This is a genomic window from Spirosoma pulveris, from assembly GCF_054781875.1.
The window spans coordinates 489775-506964 of record NZ_BAAGTO010000003.1 but is presented as its reverse complement, the minus strand read 5'-3'; the positions used below and the strand labels follow the sequence as shown (position 1 = coordinate 506964).

At 40.1% G+C, this 17190-nt stretch carries 17 protein-coding genes and 1 tRNA gene; 8 read left to right on the top strand and 10 right to left on the bottom strand.

Annotated features, from left to right (window positions below; all coding sequences use genetic code 11):
* The first annotated feature begins 25 nt into the window (after window positions 1-25).
* The 4 genes from rsmG to ACYVJM_RS14875 all read left to right on the top strand — a co-directional run bounded on the left by rsmG (window position 26) and on the right by ACYVJM_RS14875 (window position 3670).
* Window positions 26-655 (top strand): 16S rRNA (guanine(527)-N(7))-methyltransferase RsmG, encoded by a 630-nt coding sequence (rsmG, locus tag ACYVJM_RS14890; protein ID WP_461149022.1) that lies wholly within the window; start codon window positions 26-28, stop codon window positions 653-655.
* Between the two features lie 119 nt (window positions 656-774).
* Entirely contained in the window at window positions 775-1077 is a 303-nt protein-coding gene (locus ACYVJM_RS14885) for a PH domain-containing protein (RefSeq protein ID WP_297380707.1), read from the top strand.
* Window positions 1078-1178: 101 nt separating this feature from the next.
* Window positions 1179-1252: transfer RNA gene (locus tag ACYVJM_RS14880), tRNA-Asn, on the top strand.
* A gap of 114 nt (window positions 1253-1366) precedes the next feature.
* Entirely contained in the window at window positions 1367-3670 is a 2304-nt protein-coding gene (locus tag ACYVJM_RS14875) for an nSTAND3 domain-containing NTPase (protein WP_461149021.1), read from the top strand.
* 38 nt (window positions 3671-3708) lie between these two features.
* On the opposite strand, the gene ACYVJM_RS14870 is transcribed toward ACYVJM_RS14875, so the two are convergent.
* From ACYVJM_RS14870 to ACYVJM_RS14845, 6 genes are all read right to left on the bottom strand, one after another.
* Complete coding sequence (locus ACYVJM_RS14870; RefSeq protein ID WP_461149020.1) at window positions 3709-3957, bottom strand: hypothetical protein; 249 nt, start codon at window positions 3955-3957, stop codon at window positions 3709-3711.
* A 138-nt stretch (window positions 3958-4095) separates the two neighbouring features.
* Complete coding sequence (locus ACYVJM_RS14865) at window positions 4096-4590, bottom strand: toprim domain-containing protein (RefSeq protein WP_461149019.1); 495 nt, start codon at window positions 4588-4590, stop codon at window positions 4096-4098.
* Window positions 4591-4625: 35 nt separating this feature from the next.
* Window positions 4626-4964: a CHC2 zinc finger domain-containing protein gene (locus tag ACYVJM_RS14860; RefSeq protein WP_461149018.1), complete on the bottom strand. Its 339-nt coding sequence runs from the start codon at window positions 4962-4964 to the stop codon at window positions 4626-4628.
* 236 nt (window positions 4965-5200) lie between these two features.
* Window positions 5201-6394, bottom strand: a complete 1194-nt coding sequence (locus ACYVJM_RS14855) for a VapE domain-containing protein (RefSeq protein ID WP_461149017.1) — start codon at window positions 6392-6394, stop codon at window positions 5201-5203.
* Window positions 6395-6459: 65 nt separating this feature from the next.
* Window positions 6460-7716, bottom strand: a complete 1257-nt coding sequence (locus ACYVJM_RS14850; protein WP_461149016.1) for a tyrosine-type recombinase/integrase — start codon at window positions 7714-7716, stop codon at window positions 6460-6462.
* 67 nt (window positions 7717-7783) lie between these two features.
* Window positions 7784-7993 (bottom strand): hypothetical protein, encoded by a 210-nt coding sequence (locus ACYVJM_RS14845; protein ID WP_461149015.1) that lies wholly within the window; start codon window positions 7991-7993, stop codon window positions 7784-7786.
* 147 nt (window positions 7994-8140) lie between these two features.
* Between ACYVJM_RS14845 and ACYVJM_RS14840 the strand changes: the two genes are divergently transcribed.
* Window positions 8141-8581 carry a helix-turn-helix domain-containing protein gene (locus ACYVJM_RS14840; protein ID WP_461149014.1) on the top strand — a complete coding sequence of 147 codons (441 nt, stop codon included), beginning with the start codon at window positions 8141-8143 and terminating at the stop codon, window positions 8579-8581.
* Entirely contained in the window at window positions 8568-9332 is a 765-nt protein-coding gene (locus tag ACYVJM_RS14835; RefSeq protein ID WP_461149013.1) for an HNH endonuclease, read from the top strand. The genes ACYVJM_RS14840 and ACYVJM_RS14835 overlap by 14 nt, the downstream gene beginning before the upstream one ends.
* Here ACYVJM_RS14835 and ACYVJM_RS14830 read toward each other — a convergent pair.
* Genes ACYVJM_RS14830 through ACYVJM_RS14815 form a run of 4 tightly spaced genes read right to left on the bottom strand, consistent with a single transcriptional unit; the run spans window position 9321 to window position 12170 of the window.
* Window positions 9321-10553: a radical SAM protein gene (locus tag ACYVJM_RS14830; protein ID WP_461149012.1), complete on the bottom strand. Its 1233-nt coding sequence runs from the start codon at window positions 10551-10553 to the stop codon at window positions 9321-9323. The genes ACYVJM_RS14835 and ACYVJM_RS14830 overlap by 12 nt on opposite strands.
* 18 nt (window positions 10554-10571) lie before the next feature.
* Window positions 10572-10874, bottom strand: a complete 303-nt coding sequence (locus ACYVJM_RS14825; RefSeq protein WP_461149011.1) for a hypothetical protein — start codon at window positions 10872-10874, stop codon at window positions 10572-10574.
* Window positions 10875-10888: 14 nt separating this feature from the next.
* Entirely contained in the window at window positions 10889-11695 is an 807-nt protein-coding gene (locus ACYVJM_RS14820) for a hypothetical protein (RefSeq protein WP_461149010.1), read from the bottom strand.
* A gap of 13 nt (window positions 11696-11708) precedes the next feature.
* Window positions 11709-12170 carry a nucleoside 2-deoxyribosyltransferase gene (locus tag ACYVJM_RS14815; RefSeq protein WP_461149009.1) on the bottom strand — a complete coding sequence of 154 codons (462 nt, stop codon included), beginning with the start codon at window positions 12168-12170 and terminating at the stop codon, window positions 11709-11711.
* Window positions 12171-12691: 521 nt separating this feature from the next.
* Between ACYVJM_RS14815 and gnd the strand changes: the two genes are divergently transcribed.
* Both gnd and ACYVJM_RS14805 read left to right on the top strand, forming a co-directional pair.
* Window positions 12692-14146, top strand: coding sequence for a decarboxylating NADP(+)-dependent phosphogluconate dehydrogenase (gnd, locus tag ACYVJM_RS14810; protein ID WP_461149008.1), 1455 nt, complete (start codon window positions 12692-12694; stop codon window positions 14144-14146).
* Window positions 14147-14424: 278 nt separating this feature from the next.
* Window positions 14425-17178, top strand: coding sequence for a DUF1553 domain-containing protein (locus ACYVJM_RS14805; RefSeq protein ID WP_461149007.1), 2754 nt, complete (start codon window positions 14425-14427; stop codon window positions 17176-17178).
* Window positions 17179-17190 lie beyond the last annotated feature (12 nt).

Here is a 17190-nt window from a genome sequence, read left to right as displayed (position 1 = left end):
TACCCCTGCATTTGCCCTGGCGTTTATGAATATAGATCTTATTTTAAAATACTTCCCCAATCTGACGGCTGCGCAGAAGGAGCAGTTTGACGCTCTGGACGGTCTCTATCGGGATTGGAATGCCAAAATCAACGTTATCTCCCGGCAGGACATCGACGCGCTTTATGAGAAGCACATCCTTCATTCGCTGGGAATTGCTAAAATTGTATCGTTCAAGCCCGGCACCGAAATTCTCGATGTAGGCACGGGCGGTGGTTTTCCGGGTATTCCCCTTGCCATTCTGTTTCCAATGGTCGATTTCCATCTGGTCGACAGCATTGGCAAGAAGATAAAAGTTGTTGAGGAGGTTTCCAGCGCGCTCGGCCTGACCAACGTCAAAGCCGAACAAATCCGGGTTGAGCAGTTGAATACGACCTACGATTTTGTGGTGAGTCGGGCCGTTACCCGCTTAAAGCCATTTTTAGGCTGGATACGCTACAAAATCCACAAGGCGGGCAACAACGACCGACCCAACGGTGTTCTGTACCTCAAAGGAGGTGACCTGGCCGAAGAGCTAGCCGAAGTACCGGACCGGTACCGCGTCTACGACCTCTCCGACTATTTCGACGAACCTTTTTTCGAAACCAAGAAAGTAATTTATGTACCTAAAAAGTAGTAGGAGTGAGGAGTGAGAAGGGCTGACGCATCACTGGACTGGCGTCAGCAAAAACATATACCGGTCTTCCGGTGCGTCAGCCCTCCTCACTCCCAACTCCTACCTGCTCCAAATAACCCATGTCAGAAAAATTCCGCTCCAGTAGTTTCAAAGACCCCCTCAACCCCGATGTGGTTGAGTTCAACGACAAAGGCGTTACGTTCCGTGCCCGCAAACTGATTGGCGGCACCGACAACTTCGTCTTCTACTCCGATATATCGGGCGTAGAGATCGACAACGGCCTGTTCTTCTCGACCATCCGCGTCATTCCGCGGGCCCGTCCGGAAATCGTCATCCAGAACTTCTCGAAGGCGGATGCCCGGCGGATCAAGGAACTGATCCTCGAAAATGTCCCGACCCATCGGCCGGATGCATTTCGATAAAAAATATTGACCTGATTATCATCTGATTGCCTGAAAAGTCAGATTTTTTTTAGCCGTATGCTTGCGTGGTATCGTCCTGAGGGCTACTTTTGCACCACGATTCCCGAATAGCTCAGTCGGTTAGAGCATCTGACTGTTAATCAGAGGGTCGCTGGTTCGAGCCCAGCTTCGGGAGCAAAAAGCCTCAAAACAGCCTGTTTTGGGGCTTTTTTGTATTTTATGTACATAAATCTGTAATACCTCGGTAGAAATCAATAAATTAATAATCCATTGTTATTATCTGCTACTAATGCCTAATTACGATTTCTTAAATTTGTCACCAACTGAATTTGAAGATATTTCTAAGGATTTACTTCAAAAGAAATTGAGCATAGTATTAGAAAGCTTTACTATTGGCAGGGATAATGGAATCGATTTAAGATACATATCCTTGAGCGATAAGATAATAATTCAGTGTAAGAGATATAACAGCTTTACTAGTCTACTCAGTAATCTAAAAAAAGAAAAGAAAAAACTAACAGGTTTAAAGCCTGACAGATATATAATTACTACTTCAGTAGGTTTAACACCTAATCAAAAAGAAGTTTTATTTAAATTATTCAAGCCATATATTCTTACCGAAAGTGATATAATAGGAAAAGAAGATTTAAATAACCTTTTAGCGTTATACCCAGAAATTGAACGAAATCATTTTAAATTATGGCTTTCGAGCGTAAACATACTTGAAAAAATATTAAAAAGTAAAATTTACAACCTTGCTACATTTGAAGAGAAAGATATAAATGATACGATAAAGTTATATGTGGGGAACGAGAGTTTTAGCCAAGCGTTAAATATTATCAAAGAAAAAAACTATGTAATTATATCAGGGATTCCCGGCATAGGCAAAACTACTCTTGCTAGAGTATTGATATATCATTTTTTATCAAATGGATATGAAGAATTTATTTATTTATCTGATTCCATAAATGATGCATATTCGGTATACAACGATAACAAAAAACAAGTATTTTTATTTGACGATTTTCTAGGCAGCAATTTCCTCGAAAATAAATTATCTCTAAACGAAGACAATAGAATTATAAAGTTTATAAATCAGATAAGTAAATCAAAAAATAAAGTTTTAATTTTAACAACAAGAGAATATATTCTAGCGCAAGCCAAACAAAAATATGAAAAAATAGATAATTCAAATTTAGATTTAGCAAAATGTATTATTAATCTACAGCAATACACTAAAATAATAAGAGCCAAAATCTTATATAATCATTTATATTTCTCTGAACTACCAGAGGATTACATCAAAGAGTTAGTTGACAATGACAAATATAGATATATAATTGAGCATGAGAATTATAACCCACGCATAATCCAAACATTTACAAATAAAGAAATCTGGAACAGCATAGAACCGAAATCCTTTTTAAATGAAATAAAATCTTTTTTAAACAACCCAATAAATATTTGGAGACATGCATTTTTAAATCAAATAACAATATTTTCTCAGTATACTCTTCTAAATATGTTATTATTTGGAAACAATATCTTATTAAAAGATTTAAAATCAACCACAAAAACCTTCCTAACTAAACATGGTCATAAGTACGGAATTCACTTTACAGAAATAGAATTTAGTAAATCTATTCGTGAACTTGAAGGCACTTTTATATCCATAAGTAAAGATACATTACACGAATATGTAGTTGAGTATCAAAACCCTTCCATTCTGGATTTCTTAATCAATTTCATAAATACTTCCAGCGATGTTCTATACGATTTAATAACCTCAGCAAAATATTTAAATCAGATGTTAGAGGTTATATCAATAAGTGAAAATAAAAATAAAGATCATATTTCAAAAAAAATAATCTTAAAAGGCGGCTTAATCGACCACTATATAAAAAAGTTAACTAGCGAGTTTGACGAGCTAGAATTGTTAATGATATCAAGATGGTATGTGGATAGGAATTCATTCCAAATCCAATATCGTACTGGACATCTTATTGATAAGTTAACTAAGCTTGTAAACAATATAAACGTCAGTAAGCACCAAACACTTCTTATGTTTGCCACTAATAAGTTTCAAAATTTTATTGATGATGATTCTGCAAAAAATTTACAACTAAATAACTATTTATCCATATTAGAAACTTTAATAAATAATTTAACTTTAGATGGTAGTAAAATAATAAAAAATTCATCAGAGAACTTATACAGTATTAGTGATATAGAAAATTTTTACAAATTAAAAAATATGTTCCCAAATGAGTATGAAGAATATTTTCACAATAACGAAGACTTCTATAGTGAAGTTACTAGTATAATAGAATCAGAGATAGAAAGTAGTGATTCTACCAATTTCGAAGTACTGCTCGATGACATAAGATCACTTGAGTATAAGATTAATTTTGATTTTAGCGACCAAAAAAACTATCTAAAGGTGAAAATTGAAGAGGAGGAACGCAAAGAAGAGGAACAGGAGGAACAAGATGATTTTAAATTTCCATCTACAAGTTATGAAAATGAGGAATCATTAATCAAGCATATGTTTGATAGTTTGTTGTATGATGAAAGAAATAGTATTAGAAAATGAGTAGACCATGATTTTCATGGCCTACTGCATTATATACTCTATAATTTCCTTAATCTCATATGTGCTTTCTGACAACCTTGACAACAAAAAGTAGTATCTACTCTTCTAGCTTCAAACTCCTTACTACAGTATAGACATTTTTTCGTGTAGAAGAAGTTAGTCCACTCTTCAGTGTAGTGACCAAAGTCAGGGTCATAACGATTAATAACTTTACCTTTCTTTACTTCTTCAAACTGGTAGTTTCTGAGACCGTTTTTCCCTTGTTTTAATTTATCGTCTGTTTTCATTTAGATGTACGCGTTAAATCTGCTTAAAATCTTTGTTAGCACTGCAATAGTTGTGCGTTAGCTACCCTTTAGCACTGTGTTAAATGGCAAAAAGCACCCGGAAAGCACCCGGCAAGCGTAAATACCTATAGTCGATACCTAGAGAGTATTATTACTGACTAAGTATTCATTAAAATCTTTGTATTCCAGATAGTAGCCTGAACAGTCACGAACCGTTAGCCCTAAATCAATTAAATGCTCTAAAGCTCGCTTTCCTCCTCTATCATTATCTAAGAAAGCGTTGATTGTTAAACTACCTGACAACACTGGTAACGCTTCTTTAATAAAAGAGAGTGAGTTTAATACAAGGTTAGAGTTTTTTAGCCTTAGCGTTTTAAAAAACTGGCAACAGGATAAAAAATCAAAAACTCCTTCAAAGAGGTTTATTTCCGTTGAATCTTGAACAGGTAAATAAGTAAACCATTTTGGAGAAGTACCACCTTTAAAATATTGGCTTCGTAACTCGTACCCGCCTTTATCATTTCGGAATCCAGTCGCGTAATATTGCTTCTGATTTATTCGATAATGAACTTCCTGTAAATAGGTCGATGCAATAGCCTGAGTGATTTTGCGACTAGATGCATAATCCAGCAAAGCTCGGTTTCGTAGGGATTGAACGCTTACAATCTCTACAGACGATGATTGCTTAGCCTGAGAGTGATTATCACCGCTAAAAGAAAAGGATTTTCCGGTTTGAAGGCTTCTAATGCGTTTAAAGCTTGCATAAAGCTACAGCCATTTAAATATTGAATGAGTCGAATTATATCGCCTTGCTCTCCTACCCCACTATAATCGTGAAATACGTTCTTCTGTGGATTGACAAAGAATGAAGGAGTATGTTCTTCATTTTTGGGAGAATAGTAAATTAACTCAGTCCCCTTTACTTTTACAGGTTGTAAGCCTTGCTCACTTAAATAATGCGTTATGGGTATTGCCTTTAATTGCTCAATATGTTCTTTAGTTTTCATGCCTTTTTCTTTAGCGGTGAAAAATCTATTACTCGCTTACTCTTCAACTTACCTTTCTAATAATCAAAAGCTTAAAGCTTTTTTTTCGAGTAGCTTTCTCTTACTCTTTACTCGTATTTTATCTTTGTTTCGAGAAACAAGACAAATCGAGTACTTTATTATATACTCTATTTTTCTAATTATAAGTAATTGATTTATAGATAGTAATAGTGATTCGAGTAAGCGAGTAGGTAGGTTTACTTCATTTTCAAAAAATAGCCTTTCTCGGAATAGCCCTTCTTAGGGTTGTAATTGGTTTCCTGCGCAAAATTCATCACTTGCATAGCTTTGCCTATTTGCGTTCGATGAAGCCGTAAGGAAACTTTACCCCGTAGGTATTCTTCAATGTCTGAAGCTGTATAAAAATTGGATTCAACGTCCCCCTTCTCACCCGATAGATAGTATTTACCAATTACTTCCATTTCGGTTGTTGTACGTAGAAATCGACGGTTTAGAAGCTCTTGATGGCCAATTTCATCTGGAGTCATGTTACAGTTAAATGTAGGGTCATTTAGTAACGTTTGTGCTTGCGCCCAAACCCGATCAATATCAATTACAGCCGCGTACCCCTTTGGCCCTCCGGCATCATGATTTATATTTTTAACCACGAACGGAAGCCAACGAACGTTTCCGGTTTCATCGGTCAGAAATTCAAACTGGTTGGTACTGGCTACAAAGCTTGCCCGACGAGCGAAAGGGGTTTCAATGTTTTGAAACAATAGCCGAAACTTGACCGTACTTTCTGATAGAACAGACTTAAATTCATTATTTAACTCCCGCTTATCGAAAGACGCTAGTTCATCTAGATTAATAAAGAAGTTCTGAATGAGCGAAAATTTGCCCTCCTTACTACCAAAATCAAAACCCTTTTTGGCATAACCTTTTAAGCCATCCGGAATGAGAAAATCCAAGAAGGTAGTTTTGCCGTCGTTTTGCTTACCAACTAAGGTTAGACACTGTTTATTGAATGGAATCTTTCCAACGGCCTGACCAACAGCACGCACAATCCACTTCTTAAACATCTGTTTCCACCATTGTCGGTCATCCGTTTGAACAAAGTCAGCTAACTGGTCAATGTAATCAGGCTGTGAATCATCCCATTTAGGCAACCCTTCAAAGTAAGTTGCAAAGGGGTCATACTTTGGAATTAGCTTAGAGCCAAATATTGATTTTAGTGGGTCTTTAAAAGCTTTGAAATTAGCGTTGAAAAGCTCGTATTCAATATCAGCCATGTTAACCAACTCTAATTCAGAAGTGGCTTTATTCTTCCGTTCTAACTGGTTGGATACGATGTTGACGCGGTATTCATGCTTGTCAAATAAAAACTTCTGAATACGCTGGATAATAGGTTGCCCTTCAGTGTTTTCCTCACTGTTTGAATTAGATTTCATATCTTTGTTTTTGCTTTTAAAAATTTGAAAAGGAAAGCACACTCTGGCAGGAGTGTGCTTTTTTGTTAAACGGCTTCGCTCAATGGCTCTCCACCATTTTGACGGTCTTGAAATTCTTTTATGTGGCGTATAACGGCTTCTTCTGTGCGCTCGGTGTAATACTGTTCAGTAGTGCTTGTCTTCTTATGCCCTAACATTGTGGCGACACTAGTCAAAGGGACATTATTTGCGATGTAATAGGAAGCACATGTTTTGCGGGCAACATGCGTAGTGAGCCGAACAGGAAGCTTACAAATGGCTTGTATTTCCTTTAAAATACGGTTCATTACCTGATTGGCATAAACGGGTAATAGTCGATTCTTATCAAGGCAATCAGGGTTAGCTTCATACTTTTTAAGTATCCGTAATGCCTTTGGTACTAGCGGAACCGTACACATATTGCCATTTTTACCCCGTTTAATCTTTAGCAATTGGCTACCGTCCTCTTTAGTCACTACATGTATAGCACTTAGTTGACTCACATCAACATAGGCCAAACCAGTATAACAGCAGAATAAAAAAACGTCCTTTACATAATTGTACTCACGACCAACAAAAACGGCATCTTCTAAAGCCTTTAAATGGCTTTCTCTTAACGAAACAACGTCTTTACGGTCTCTTCTTGGTCGGAAGAAGGCAAACGGGTTTCTATCCATCCATTCGTTTGCAATCGCATAGTTACAGGTACGCTTTAAAAACTCAGCATGTAAAACGGCATGATTATGACCATGCCCAAAGGTGCGTTTGCAGAAGTTGACCAAATTTTGAGCATCGACTAGCTTAAGATCACTCAGTTTGAAATGAGGGTTATTATGATGCGTTATAACGTATTGCCGTATACGTTGTACAATGTACCGTTTCTTATCAACGGTCTTGTGTTCATAGTCGATACCCGTCAAGGCTTCAAATTCATTCTTGAAGAAGGTCTCCAAACATTCGATTAACGTTGGTATAGTTGGGTCTGCACTTAGCTTCTGCAATACAACGTCCTTTATTTTCCTTAAATCAGGTGTACGCTTTGTCAGTAGAAAGTCGGTAAATGTTCGTTGAAAGTCAGCCCTTAAGCTTTGTAGCAAGTTTGTAGCGGATTCATTCCCTTCAATACTAAAAGCCTTTTTATCTAACTGTTTAGGGCGACATGATAAGCCGGTAGAAAAGGAAATGCTTTTCCCACTATAAGACAGTTTAAGATATAGGTTGGTAACTCTTAAATACGGCTGAACGCTTAAGCGGTTCATGCGCTTTTCCTTTGCTGAAGGCTCAGCTTGTTTTACCTTTCGCATAATTAATTCAGTGATTGGTTGAGAGTTAGCCCTGTATCGCCTGGCCGCGTTACAGGGCTTCTTATGTTTAGATAAGACTTTCTAAAGACACCCCAAAGAATTGTGCCAGGTTGCGGGCTTCAAAGCCCATAATTGGCTTCTCTCCTCTGAGCAATTGCCCAAACCGTTTCTGATTAATCCCGACCGAACCATAAAATCTTTGGTCGGGCTTAAACTTCCCCTTGATACGATCTTCGTATGATTGTAGGGCCTTGCTAATGGAATTATTTTCTTTCATGAGTGTAATGTTCATCATTTTACGATGCAATATTAATCATAATATGATTATATTCATCACATTATGATTAATAATATTCATCATAATGTGATAATTGCCTTATAATCACAATAGTTGTAATATTGCATTAATCAAAATTTGATTAAAATGATATCAGAAAATATCAAAGCTATTCGTGAGAAGAAAGGAATCAAGCAAAGTGATATAGCAAGGGCTTTAGGCATTGAACCGACAAACTACCCTCGTATAGAAAAAAGGGAAAAGCGGTTGACAATCGAAATGCTTGAGAAAATAGCTGAAGTCTTAGGTGTTTCTATTCTTGAACTCTTAGGTTACAACACTAGTCCACAACCAGAACGGATAAAAGAGTTAGAAGGCAAAGTCATACGCTTACGTACCGCCAATAAAGTACTTAGACATAAAAATGACCTCCTCTACTCTATGGCATCATTATTTCGCAAGAGTGCAAACGAATTAATTGATAAAGAAAATAAACGGCTTGAAGAAGAAGAGGAGGAAGATTTTGAAGAATTAAAAAGACAAGCTAGTGAATTAGGGATTGATCTAAGTGACATTGAAAACTCCTAAGCTAGCTTATAAAGCCATTTCAATGAAAAATCCATCTTGGCAACGAGACGAGTTAATCCTTGCTTTAGACTTGTATTTTACAAGTGACTACAACAAGTTAAACAATACGCATAGTGATATTATTAATCTGAGCCAACTTTTAAATAAATTATCTATTTTCTCAAAACATAAACTAACAGAAACCTTTCGAAACCCTGAAGGAGTTTATATGAAACTTGGTAATTTTCTGGCAATAGATCCAAATGATACAAGAAAAGGCTTACCCAAGTATGGGAAACTTGATGAAATAGTATTTTACGAATTCAAAGACAATATAAAAGAGTTATCCTTAATTGCAAATACTATTAGGCAATCTATATTAGATAATAAAACATATGAATTACTCAATATTGAGAACAACAGCGAAGAGATTGAAGAGATTTCTGTTAAAGAAGGGAAGGTAATATATCACCTTCACAAAATAAGGGAAAGAAATGCAACGCTGATAAAAAAAAAGAAAAAGCAGGCATTAAATAAATTTGGAAGGCTACAATGCGAGGTATGCAATTTTGACTTCAAAAATACATATGGGGATTTAGGAGAAGGATTTATCGAATGTCATCACACTAAGCCTATAAGCCAAATGATCCCTGAGGATATAACCCGCTTGGAAGATCTAGCACTTGTATGTTCAAATTGCCATAGAATGCTTCATAAAGATTTAAGTTTAAGTATTAAGGCTTTAAAAGCTAGTATCAAATCATTGATCTAAGCCTTCATCAACATTATCCCATTGGTAAATCATTGCGTTATCTTTGTCATATTTTCCAGTAGCTGAGACGCCATAATAAAAATCAGGGCAACCTTCTTTGCCTGATGAATTCCAGCGATAAATAACATGATCTTTAAGCGAACCTTCATTACCTAACCTTGATGAAAGTCTGCTCATAGAATTCAAATATCTGTCAATTGATCCTGTTGGTGACCATTCATCCAATATAGATGATATAGTTATATATTTTTTATCCTTACTACGACGAACCGCATTTGCAATTTGATGTTTAAACCAATTTTCAAAACCGGGAAAATTATCAACTCCACTACAACATGTTTCGGTACTAGAAAGGTATTGTAAATCATTATCAGCAGCACCAAAAGTCATTTTCGAATCAATTGCTAATTTCTTTACATGTAACACAGTTTCTATCCTTTTTGCGGCAGGCAATATTAGTTCAGTTCCTAAATGCGAAGCACCTGCATTTATATAATCTTTATATATGTTTTTGTTTGAAATTTCTTGAACTGCATCGACAACATTTGATCTTCGCCCTATTAATATTTTTAAATACTCAAAAGAAATATGCTGACAACCTGCTGAAGCAACAGTGCTAATATAATCTTCAGGCGTTGTACTTACACCTGGTATATATGGTTGCCATCTGCATGTAACACGAATACCATTTGATCTTAAAATTTCCATTGCTTTTAAAATTCTTGACGGGCTAACTCTTTCATCTTCAGCAATAAGAGCTACTCTATCATCCATGCTTGACATCGAGAATTGAACTACAACAGCTTTCATATCTCTTAATATGCTCAAATAAGGCTCCGTTGCTATTAGGTCTCCCCTAGTACTTATTGCAAATGGATATTCATAATTCTTTAAAGCAAGAAAATAATTTAAAGTAATTTTAAACTTAGCTTCTGCTGGCTGAAAAGGATCGCTCATACCACCAAAGTGTAATGGCACTCGACGTTCCAAAAATTGAGAAATGATTGTTGTATTTGGCTTTGAATCGTCAAAGACTCGCTTAAATAAACGCTTTAAATAGTCCGGGTCTGCTGGTTGTACTTTAGAATCATTTGTCGACCTTTCTCTAGCACGAGCGAAACAGTAACTACAATCATAAACACAGCCTTTGTATGAATCTAACCGTAAAGGTAGACCACAAATAGGGAACAGGCTTGACAAAGAAAGTGGGATAGTATACATTGCAATTATCGCAAATAGTTAACGTTTTAATTTTATTAAATCCTTTTTTAAACTAGTTACTGAGCTATCATTCTCATGTATTTTTGCACGCAAAGTAATAATTTCTTTATTTAATAAGTCAATTCTGTTTACTAATAACTTCAATTCTTTTGCATTTTGAGATATAAGAGTAGAGTCTTTACCTAAATTTTTCTTTTTTACTTCAATATCTGATCTTATCGATGTAACGATAGCTCTAGATACAAAAAAATTAATTAAGGAAAATACAATAATTACAGCAAATAGATTGGTTATACTAAACTGTCCTGGTAAATTTTTCATATGGTTTATATTAATTAATATATAAAAAACGTCACGAGAATAGTACTTACTAATGAACCAATGAGACCATATATGAATAAATGAGTTATTTTTATTTCATACTGATTTGAATAACCTTGATATGTCAATAACAAAAAATATTGCTTTAACTCATCTGCTAAAAATTTGTCATTAATATTAATTTTCTTTTCCTGTTGATTTCCCTGTTCTATCGATATAGAAATAGTACTAATTAAATATTCTGTAAATTTCTTAAGACCATCTGTGTAAATATTAATTGCATCAAACTTAGTAGAAGCTGATTGGAAAAAATTATAAGATGTACCTGGTGCATTTGCTTTATAGTAGAAGTACGGTGTAGCGTTTCCAACTTTTGACAAATATAAAAAGGGATATCTAAACCTTGATTGCCAGAGAAAGACGAATAAAGTGTACAAGGACAAAATAATAAGATCAAAATAAAATACAATAAAAAAGCCCCCAATCTTTAGGACTGCATCAGGCAAATTTAATATTTCTTTAGCGAATGTTGCTCCTAGCGCAATACCAGCACCACCAAAGGCTAATATCTGCTTACTAATTGCAACAACTTCATTTTTATAAGCTGGACTAACGTCTATTAACTTACGCCTATCTACTATAGTTTTAAGTAACTCTTCTTTTTGCTCAAGATCTAATTGACTTAAAGCAAGAAATACATCTTTCTCAACATTGTCTTCTATTTCTTTTATGCGTTCTTCATACTTTTTACCAAAGCTATCGGTCAATTCATCATAAAAACCTACAATTGGCTCTTTAATAGATCTAAAACTAAATGGCATAAGTATTTACAATTTAGTATGCAAATAATGTCTTAATATAAGCGGTAGCTTCGAAAATATCACGACAAATAAAACTCGCGATACTGTTAATCATATCATGGTCATGTTCGTTACCAGCTAATTCACGGACAACAATTACAGGCTTTCTAAATGCATCAGCCCAAAAAATTTCTCCTACAGACCCTATTGACACTTTCTCAGAACCATTAAAATTTGCTAGTACAACATCACATCTGCTAACATCCATACGATCTCGACTTAACACTTCTTTTCCATGGTTCAACCTTCTCAATTCAGACTCTATAGAATATGCTGAATCCGCTTGTCTTATGAGATCCGGCTTATATCTCATTGGATCAATACAGTTAATATTTGGGGCAAGAAGGCTTTTAACGTCATTTCTCCATGTAGAAGCGGTTCCATTCAGTGTGCCTGTTATTGGTCCACAAAGGTACACTAAGCCATTAGCATTCATATGAAACGAACCTTATATATAGTTACAAGATTAGGAAAGATACTTTTTAGTTCGAATATACTTACCAACTGATCATATACAACACACAATTACATACACAATATGAGACATATATCCCTAAAAGTTACAACCAAATAATTGATTTTCAATGCATTACCTAGAAGGATGGTTTTACATAATGTAAATATTTTATATTCCAACACATTGCAAACATGTAAATGATTAATTTCCAAGTAGTTATAAAAAGAAACAATACTCAGCTTCGGGAGCAAAAAGCCTCAAATCTTACGATTTGGGGCTTTTTTGTGTTTTATACACAAACCATTCCTTTTCCATAGGTTGGTTCCAGCCGAACTTTAAACGCCGTAAAAGGGGACAATCAACCTCTATACGCATCTATTCTTGTATCTTGGCTTGCCAAAGGGTACGGACAATGCGACCTTTACAAATGAGTAGGGGAATCACAGCAACTACTTACTTTAACCAAATCAATACAACACCTAATTAGTATAGTTCACGTAATGACAAAAACTGCAGACATCGGCCTGATTGGTCTTGCCGTGATGGGTGAAAACCTTGTGCTCAACATGGAAAGCAAAGGGTATACCGTAGCCGTCTACAACCGAACGGTTGAGAAAGTCGACAACTTTATAAACGGCAGGGGCGCCGGCAAAAACTTCATCGGTGCCCATTCTATCGAAGAACTGGTCGCATCGCTGGAAAGACCTCGCAAGGTGATGATGCTGGTGAAAGCCGGGCAGCCTGTAGATGATTTTATTGAACAGATCATCCCACATCTTGAGCCGGGCGATATAATTATTGATGGAGGCAACTCCTATTTCCCGGATACCATCCGCCGAACAAAATATGTAGAAAGCAAAGGCTTTCTGTTTATCGGAACGGGTGTTTCCGGCGGGGAGATCGGCGCCTTGCATGGCCCGTCCATGATGCCCGGCGGAAGTGCCCAGGCCTGGCCTTTCGTAAAAGATATTTTCCAGTCGATTGCCGCCAAAGTTGACAACGGTGTGCCTTGCTGCGACTGGGTGGGCAGCGACGGGGCCGGTCACTTCGTAAAGATGGTCCACAATGGCATCGAGTATGGCGACATGCAGATCATTGGCGAAGCTTATCAGGTCATGAAAGATTTGCTGGGTATGAGCGCGGATGAAATGCACGAAGTATTTACCCGGTGGAATACCGAAGAACTGGACTCGTATCTCATCGAGATCACAGCCGACATTATGGCGTATAAAGACGAGGACGGAAGCCCCATGATCGATAAAATCCTGGACAAAGCCGGTCAGAAAGGTACAGGTAAATGGACGGGTACGGCGGCTCTTGACCTGGGCGTTCCCCTTACCCTGATCGGCGAGTCGGTATTCTCGCGCTTTCTATCAGCCCAAAAAGATATGCGGGTAGAGGCCTCGAAACTAATCAGTGGCCCAAAACCCGAGTTTAGTGGCGATAAGCAGGCCATGCTGAACGATTTGAAAATGGCGTTATACGGCGCCAAGATTATCTCGTATGCGCAAGGATATAACCTATTGATGGCAGCCGCTAAAGAGTACGACTGGCAATTGGATTATGGTGGCATTGCCCTGATGTGGCGGGGTGGCTGCATTATCCGTTCTGCGTTTCTGGGCGACATCAAAAAAGCCTTCGATAACAATCCGGCACTTGCCCATCTGTTGCTCGACGGTTTCTTCAAACAGAAAGTGGAATTGGCACAGGATGGCTGGCGTCGGGTATGTGCCGCTGCGCTGCTCAACGGCATTCCGGCTCCTTCGCTGACGTCGGCACTCTGTTACATGGATGGTTTCCGCAGCGAATGGCTACCCGCCAATCTGCTGCAGGCCCAACGGGACTACTTTGGTGCCCATACCTATGAACGGATCGACAAACCACGCGGGCAGTTTTTCCATACGAACTGGACGGGCGAAGGCGGAAACACCGTGTCGACGGCGTACAACAGCTAAACGAACTCCCATGCTGTGTATGTGCGCCATGTCGCAGACATACACAGCATGGGAGAACCTGACTACTAGCTTTATTTTTGACTTAAGTTGATTGAACACAGGGGCACAGGGAGTACAGAGTTGAACAATTAAAAACCAGTTTTTCTCTCTGTGCCTCTGTGTTCAATCAATCTAATCTGGTTTTACGTGATTGATTATTTACAGCTGATTCGCAAGAGAACATAAGGCAGCTCCCCGCTGCCTGCCGATAGGACAAAAACTAATTGACCAACAAGATCATGACCAAAGGTTTTGGGATTAGTGCAGGCATAGCAGCCATTGTCATTACGTATTTAACCTGGTCTCCACCCCGGCTTGGTCAGCGGGTAGACTACAACGCGGACGTAAAACCAATTCTCAATAAGCATTGCCTGAGCTGTCATGGGGGCGTAAAAAAAGCCGGGAATGTTAGTTTCCTCTTTGAACATGAACTGGTTCAACCGGGGAAATCCGGCAAAATTCCGGTCGTGCGCGGGGATGCCGACGCCAGTGAACTGATCCGCCGTATACTATCCGACGATCCGGAGGAGAGAATGCCTAAAAAGGGCACCCCATTGAACGAGGACGAGGTGTCCGTTTTAAAACAATGGATCAATGAAGGAGCCCACTGGGAAACGCACTGGGCTTACAAACGAATTGAAGAACCCGACGTTCCCTCCTTACGGACCCTACGAAATGGGTTCGGTCTGTTGAATCCAACTGCCATTAATTGGGTTAAAAACGAAATTGACCCGTTTGTTGTCGAGAAATTAGCCGAGAAAGGCCTTTCCTTTTCGCCCGAAGCGTCCAGAGCGACGCTCATCCGGCGCGTAAGTCTGGACCTGACGGGTCTGCCGCCTACCGAGAGCGAAGTCCGGAATTTTGAGCGGGATACGTCCGATCATGCGTATGAAACGGTTGTTGACCGGCTCCTGCAATCGCCCGCTTATGGGGAACGATGGACCGCCATGTGGATGGATCTGGCCCGGTATGCCGATACGAAAGGGTACGAAAGCGACGGTGGCCGAACTATGTGGCCTTACCGGGATTACGTCATAAAATCATTCAATCAGGATAAGCCCTTCGACCGCTTTACGATCGAGCAACTGGCGGGCGATTTACTGACGAACAACAAAGGCGGGTTTCCGGCGGAAGAAAATCTGATCGCCACGGGTTTTCACCGCAACACCATGACCAATAACGAAGGGGGCACCAATGACGAAGAATTTCGGGTGGCCGCCCAAATCGACCGGGTAAACACGACTTGGGAAGTGTGGCAGGGCACTACGTTTGCCTGCGTTCAGTGTCACAGTCACCCCTACGACCCCATACCGCACGAAGATTATTACAGATACATGGCCTACTTCAACAACTCCCGGGACGAAGACCTGTGGGACGAGTGGCCGAAACTGCGCTTTTATAAAGGAGAAGATTCCGCGCGGGTTGAAGGGATCAAGCATTGGATCAGCCGGTATGATCCGGGGCAGTTGGTCGAGAAAACGCAGTTCATGCGCGTGCTGGAACCCAAAATCAATGCACATTCCTTTGTTAAAGGAGACGCATCGACCGCCTTGCTGATCTCTTATTATGGCGTTAAAGACAAAGGCAATGCCCGGATTCCGCAGGTTAATCTATCCGGAACAGGCAGCGTTATTCTGAACGCAACCACCAAAGCGAAAAATGCCGTCCTGACCCTGCATCTCGATGGGCTGAACGGCCCCGTACTGACAACCCTCAATGTCCCGGCCCGTGATACAGTCCTGATAGCACCCATGGCCCCCGTGCGGGGACAACACGACGTTTACCTCTCGCTGCAAAGCCCCGCATCGCCTGAAGAATGGGTTCGGATAAACTGGATTTCTTTCCAGAAACCATTGCCCGGCGCCGGTCAGCCGAACTATGCGAAGGTAGTTGCCGACTATGCGAAAACCCTGACCAGACCGGCGGAGAGCATGCCGGTGATCTGGGAGGGTAAAGGAGACTTTGCCCGCAAGACCCACGTTTTCGTGCGGGGAAACTGGATGGTAAAAGGAGCTGAAGTTCGGCCGGGAGTACCCAAACTACTGGCACCCATACCCGATGGCTATCCAAAAAACCGGCTTGGCCTGGCCAAATGGATCGTGAGTCGGGACAATGCCCTTACTGCGCGTGTGATCGTAAACCGGTTTTGGGAGCAGCTTTTTGGACGGGGCATCGTCGAAACGCTGGAAGATTTTGGCTCGCAGGGCAGTGACCCATCCCATCTGGCACTGCTGGACTGGCTGGCCGTGCAGTTCATGGAGAAAGACCATTGGCAGGTAAAGAAACTTCTCCGCCGAATGGTGCTGTCGGCCACGTATCGACAACGTTCGGAAACTACGAAGGAAAAGACGGAGAAAGATCCGTACAATCGCTGGCTGTCGCGCGGCCCCCGGGTGCGCCTGAGTGCGGAGCAGGTGCGCGACCAGGCGCTGGCCTGTAGCGGGCTGCTCTCCCCTAAACAATACGGCCCGAGCGTGATGCCTCCGCAACCGGATAAAATCTGGCAATCACCCTATAATGGCGAGAGTTGGGTAACCAGTACGGGCGAAGACCGTTACCGACGCGCCATTTATACCTACTGGAAACGCACGGCTCCCTACCCGTCCATGACCACCTTCGATGCCCCCAGCCGCGAGTTCTGCCAGTCGAGACGAATAGCAACCAACACCCCGTTACAGGCTCTGGTCACGCTCAACGACCCCGTGTACCTGGAAGCGGCCGAAAAACTGGCCTCTACAATGCAGCGAAGGGGAAAAACACCGGCGCAACAGTTGCGCGAGGGATACCGGATGCTCACCTTCCAGCCGATCGAGGATAGAAAGCTGACGGTACTGCTGGCTACCTATGCCGACGCTTTGTCTACGTTCAAAGCCTCCCCTGCCGAGGTGAATGACATGCTGCCTTACGCAAGCAAAAAAACGCCGGAACTGGCCGCTTTGACCGTTTCTGCCAACGTCCTGCTGAACCTCGACAAAGTAGTGACCAAAGAATAGTTCTGCGCCTTC

Bases quoted from the DNA above. Each gene is read 5' to 3' on its own strand.
- ACYVJM_RS14840 (WP_461149014.1), top strand. From the start codon at position 8,141: ATGATATCAGAAAATATCAAAGCTATTCGTGAGAAGAAAGGAATCAAG.
- ACYVJM_RS14875 (WP_461149021.1), top strand. From the start codon at position 1,367: ATGCCTAATTACGATTTCTTAAATTTGTCACCAACTGAATTTGAAGAT.
- ACYVJM_RS14805 (WP_461149007.1), top strand. From the start codon at position 14,425: ATGACCAAAGGTTTTGGGATTAGTGCAGGCATAGCAGCCATTGTCATT.
- ACYVJM_RS14845 (WP_461149015.1), bottom strand. From the start codon at position 7,993: ATGAAAGAAAATAATTCCATTAGCAAGGCCCTACAATCATACGAAGAT.
- ACYVJM_RS14885 (WP_297380707.1), top strand. From the start codon at position 775: ATGTCAGAAAAATTCCGCTCCAGTAGTTTCAAAGACCCCCTCAACCCC.
- ACYVJM_RS14820 (WP_461149010.1), bottom strand. From the start codon at position 11,695: ATGCCATTTAGTTTTAGATCTATTAAAGAGCCAATTGTAGGTTTTTAT.
- ACYVJM_RS14815 (WP_461149009.1), bottom strand. From the start codon at position 12,170: ATGAATGCTAATGGCTTAGTGTACCTTTGTGGACCAATAACAGGCACA.
- ACYVJM_RS14860 (WP_461149018.1), bottom strand. From the start codon at position 4,964: ATGAAAACTAAAGAACATATTGAGCAATTAAAGGCAATACCCATAACG.
- ACYVJM_RS14830 (WP_461149012.1), bottom strand. From the start codon at position 10,553: ATGTATACTATCCCACTTTCTTTGTCAAGCCTGTTCCCTATTTGTGGT.
- ACYVJM_RS14870 (WP_461149020.1), bottom strand. From the start codon at position 3,957: ATGAAAACAGACGATAAATTAAAACAAGGGAAAAACGGTCTCAGAAAC.
- gnd (WP_461149008.1), top strand. From the start codon at position 12,692: ATGACAAAAACTGCAGACATCGGCCTGATTGGTCTTGCCGTGATGGGT.
- ACYVJM_RS14825 (WP_461149011.1), bottom strand. From the start codon at position 10,874: ATGAAAAATTTACCAGGACAGTTTAGTATAACCAATCTATTTGCTGTA.
- ACYVJM_RS14855 (WP_461149017.1), bottom strand. From the start codon at position 6,394: ATGAAATCTAATTCAAACAGTGAGGAAAACACTGAAGGGCAACCTATT.
- ACYVJM_RS14850 (WP_461149016.1), bottom strand. From the start codon at position 7,716: ATGCGAAAGGTAAAACAAGCTGAGCCTTCAGCAAAGGAAAAGCGCATG.
- rsmG (WP_461149022.1), top strand. From the start codon at position 26: ATGAATATAGATCTTATTTTAAAATACTTCCCCAATCTGACGGCTGCG.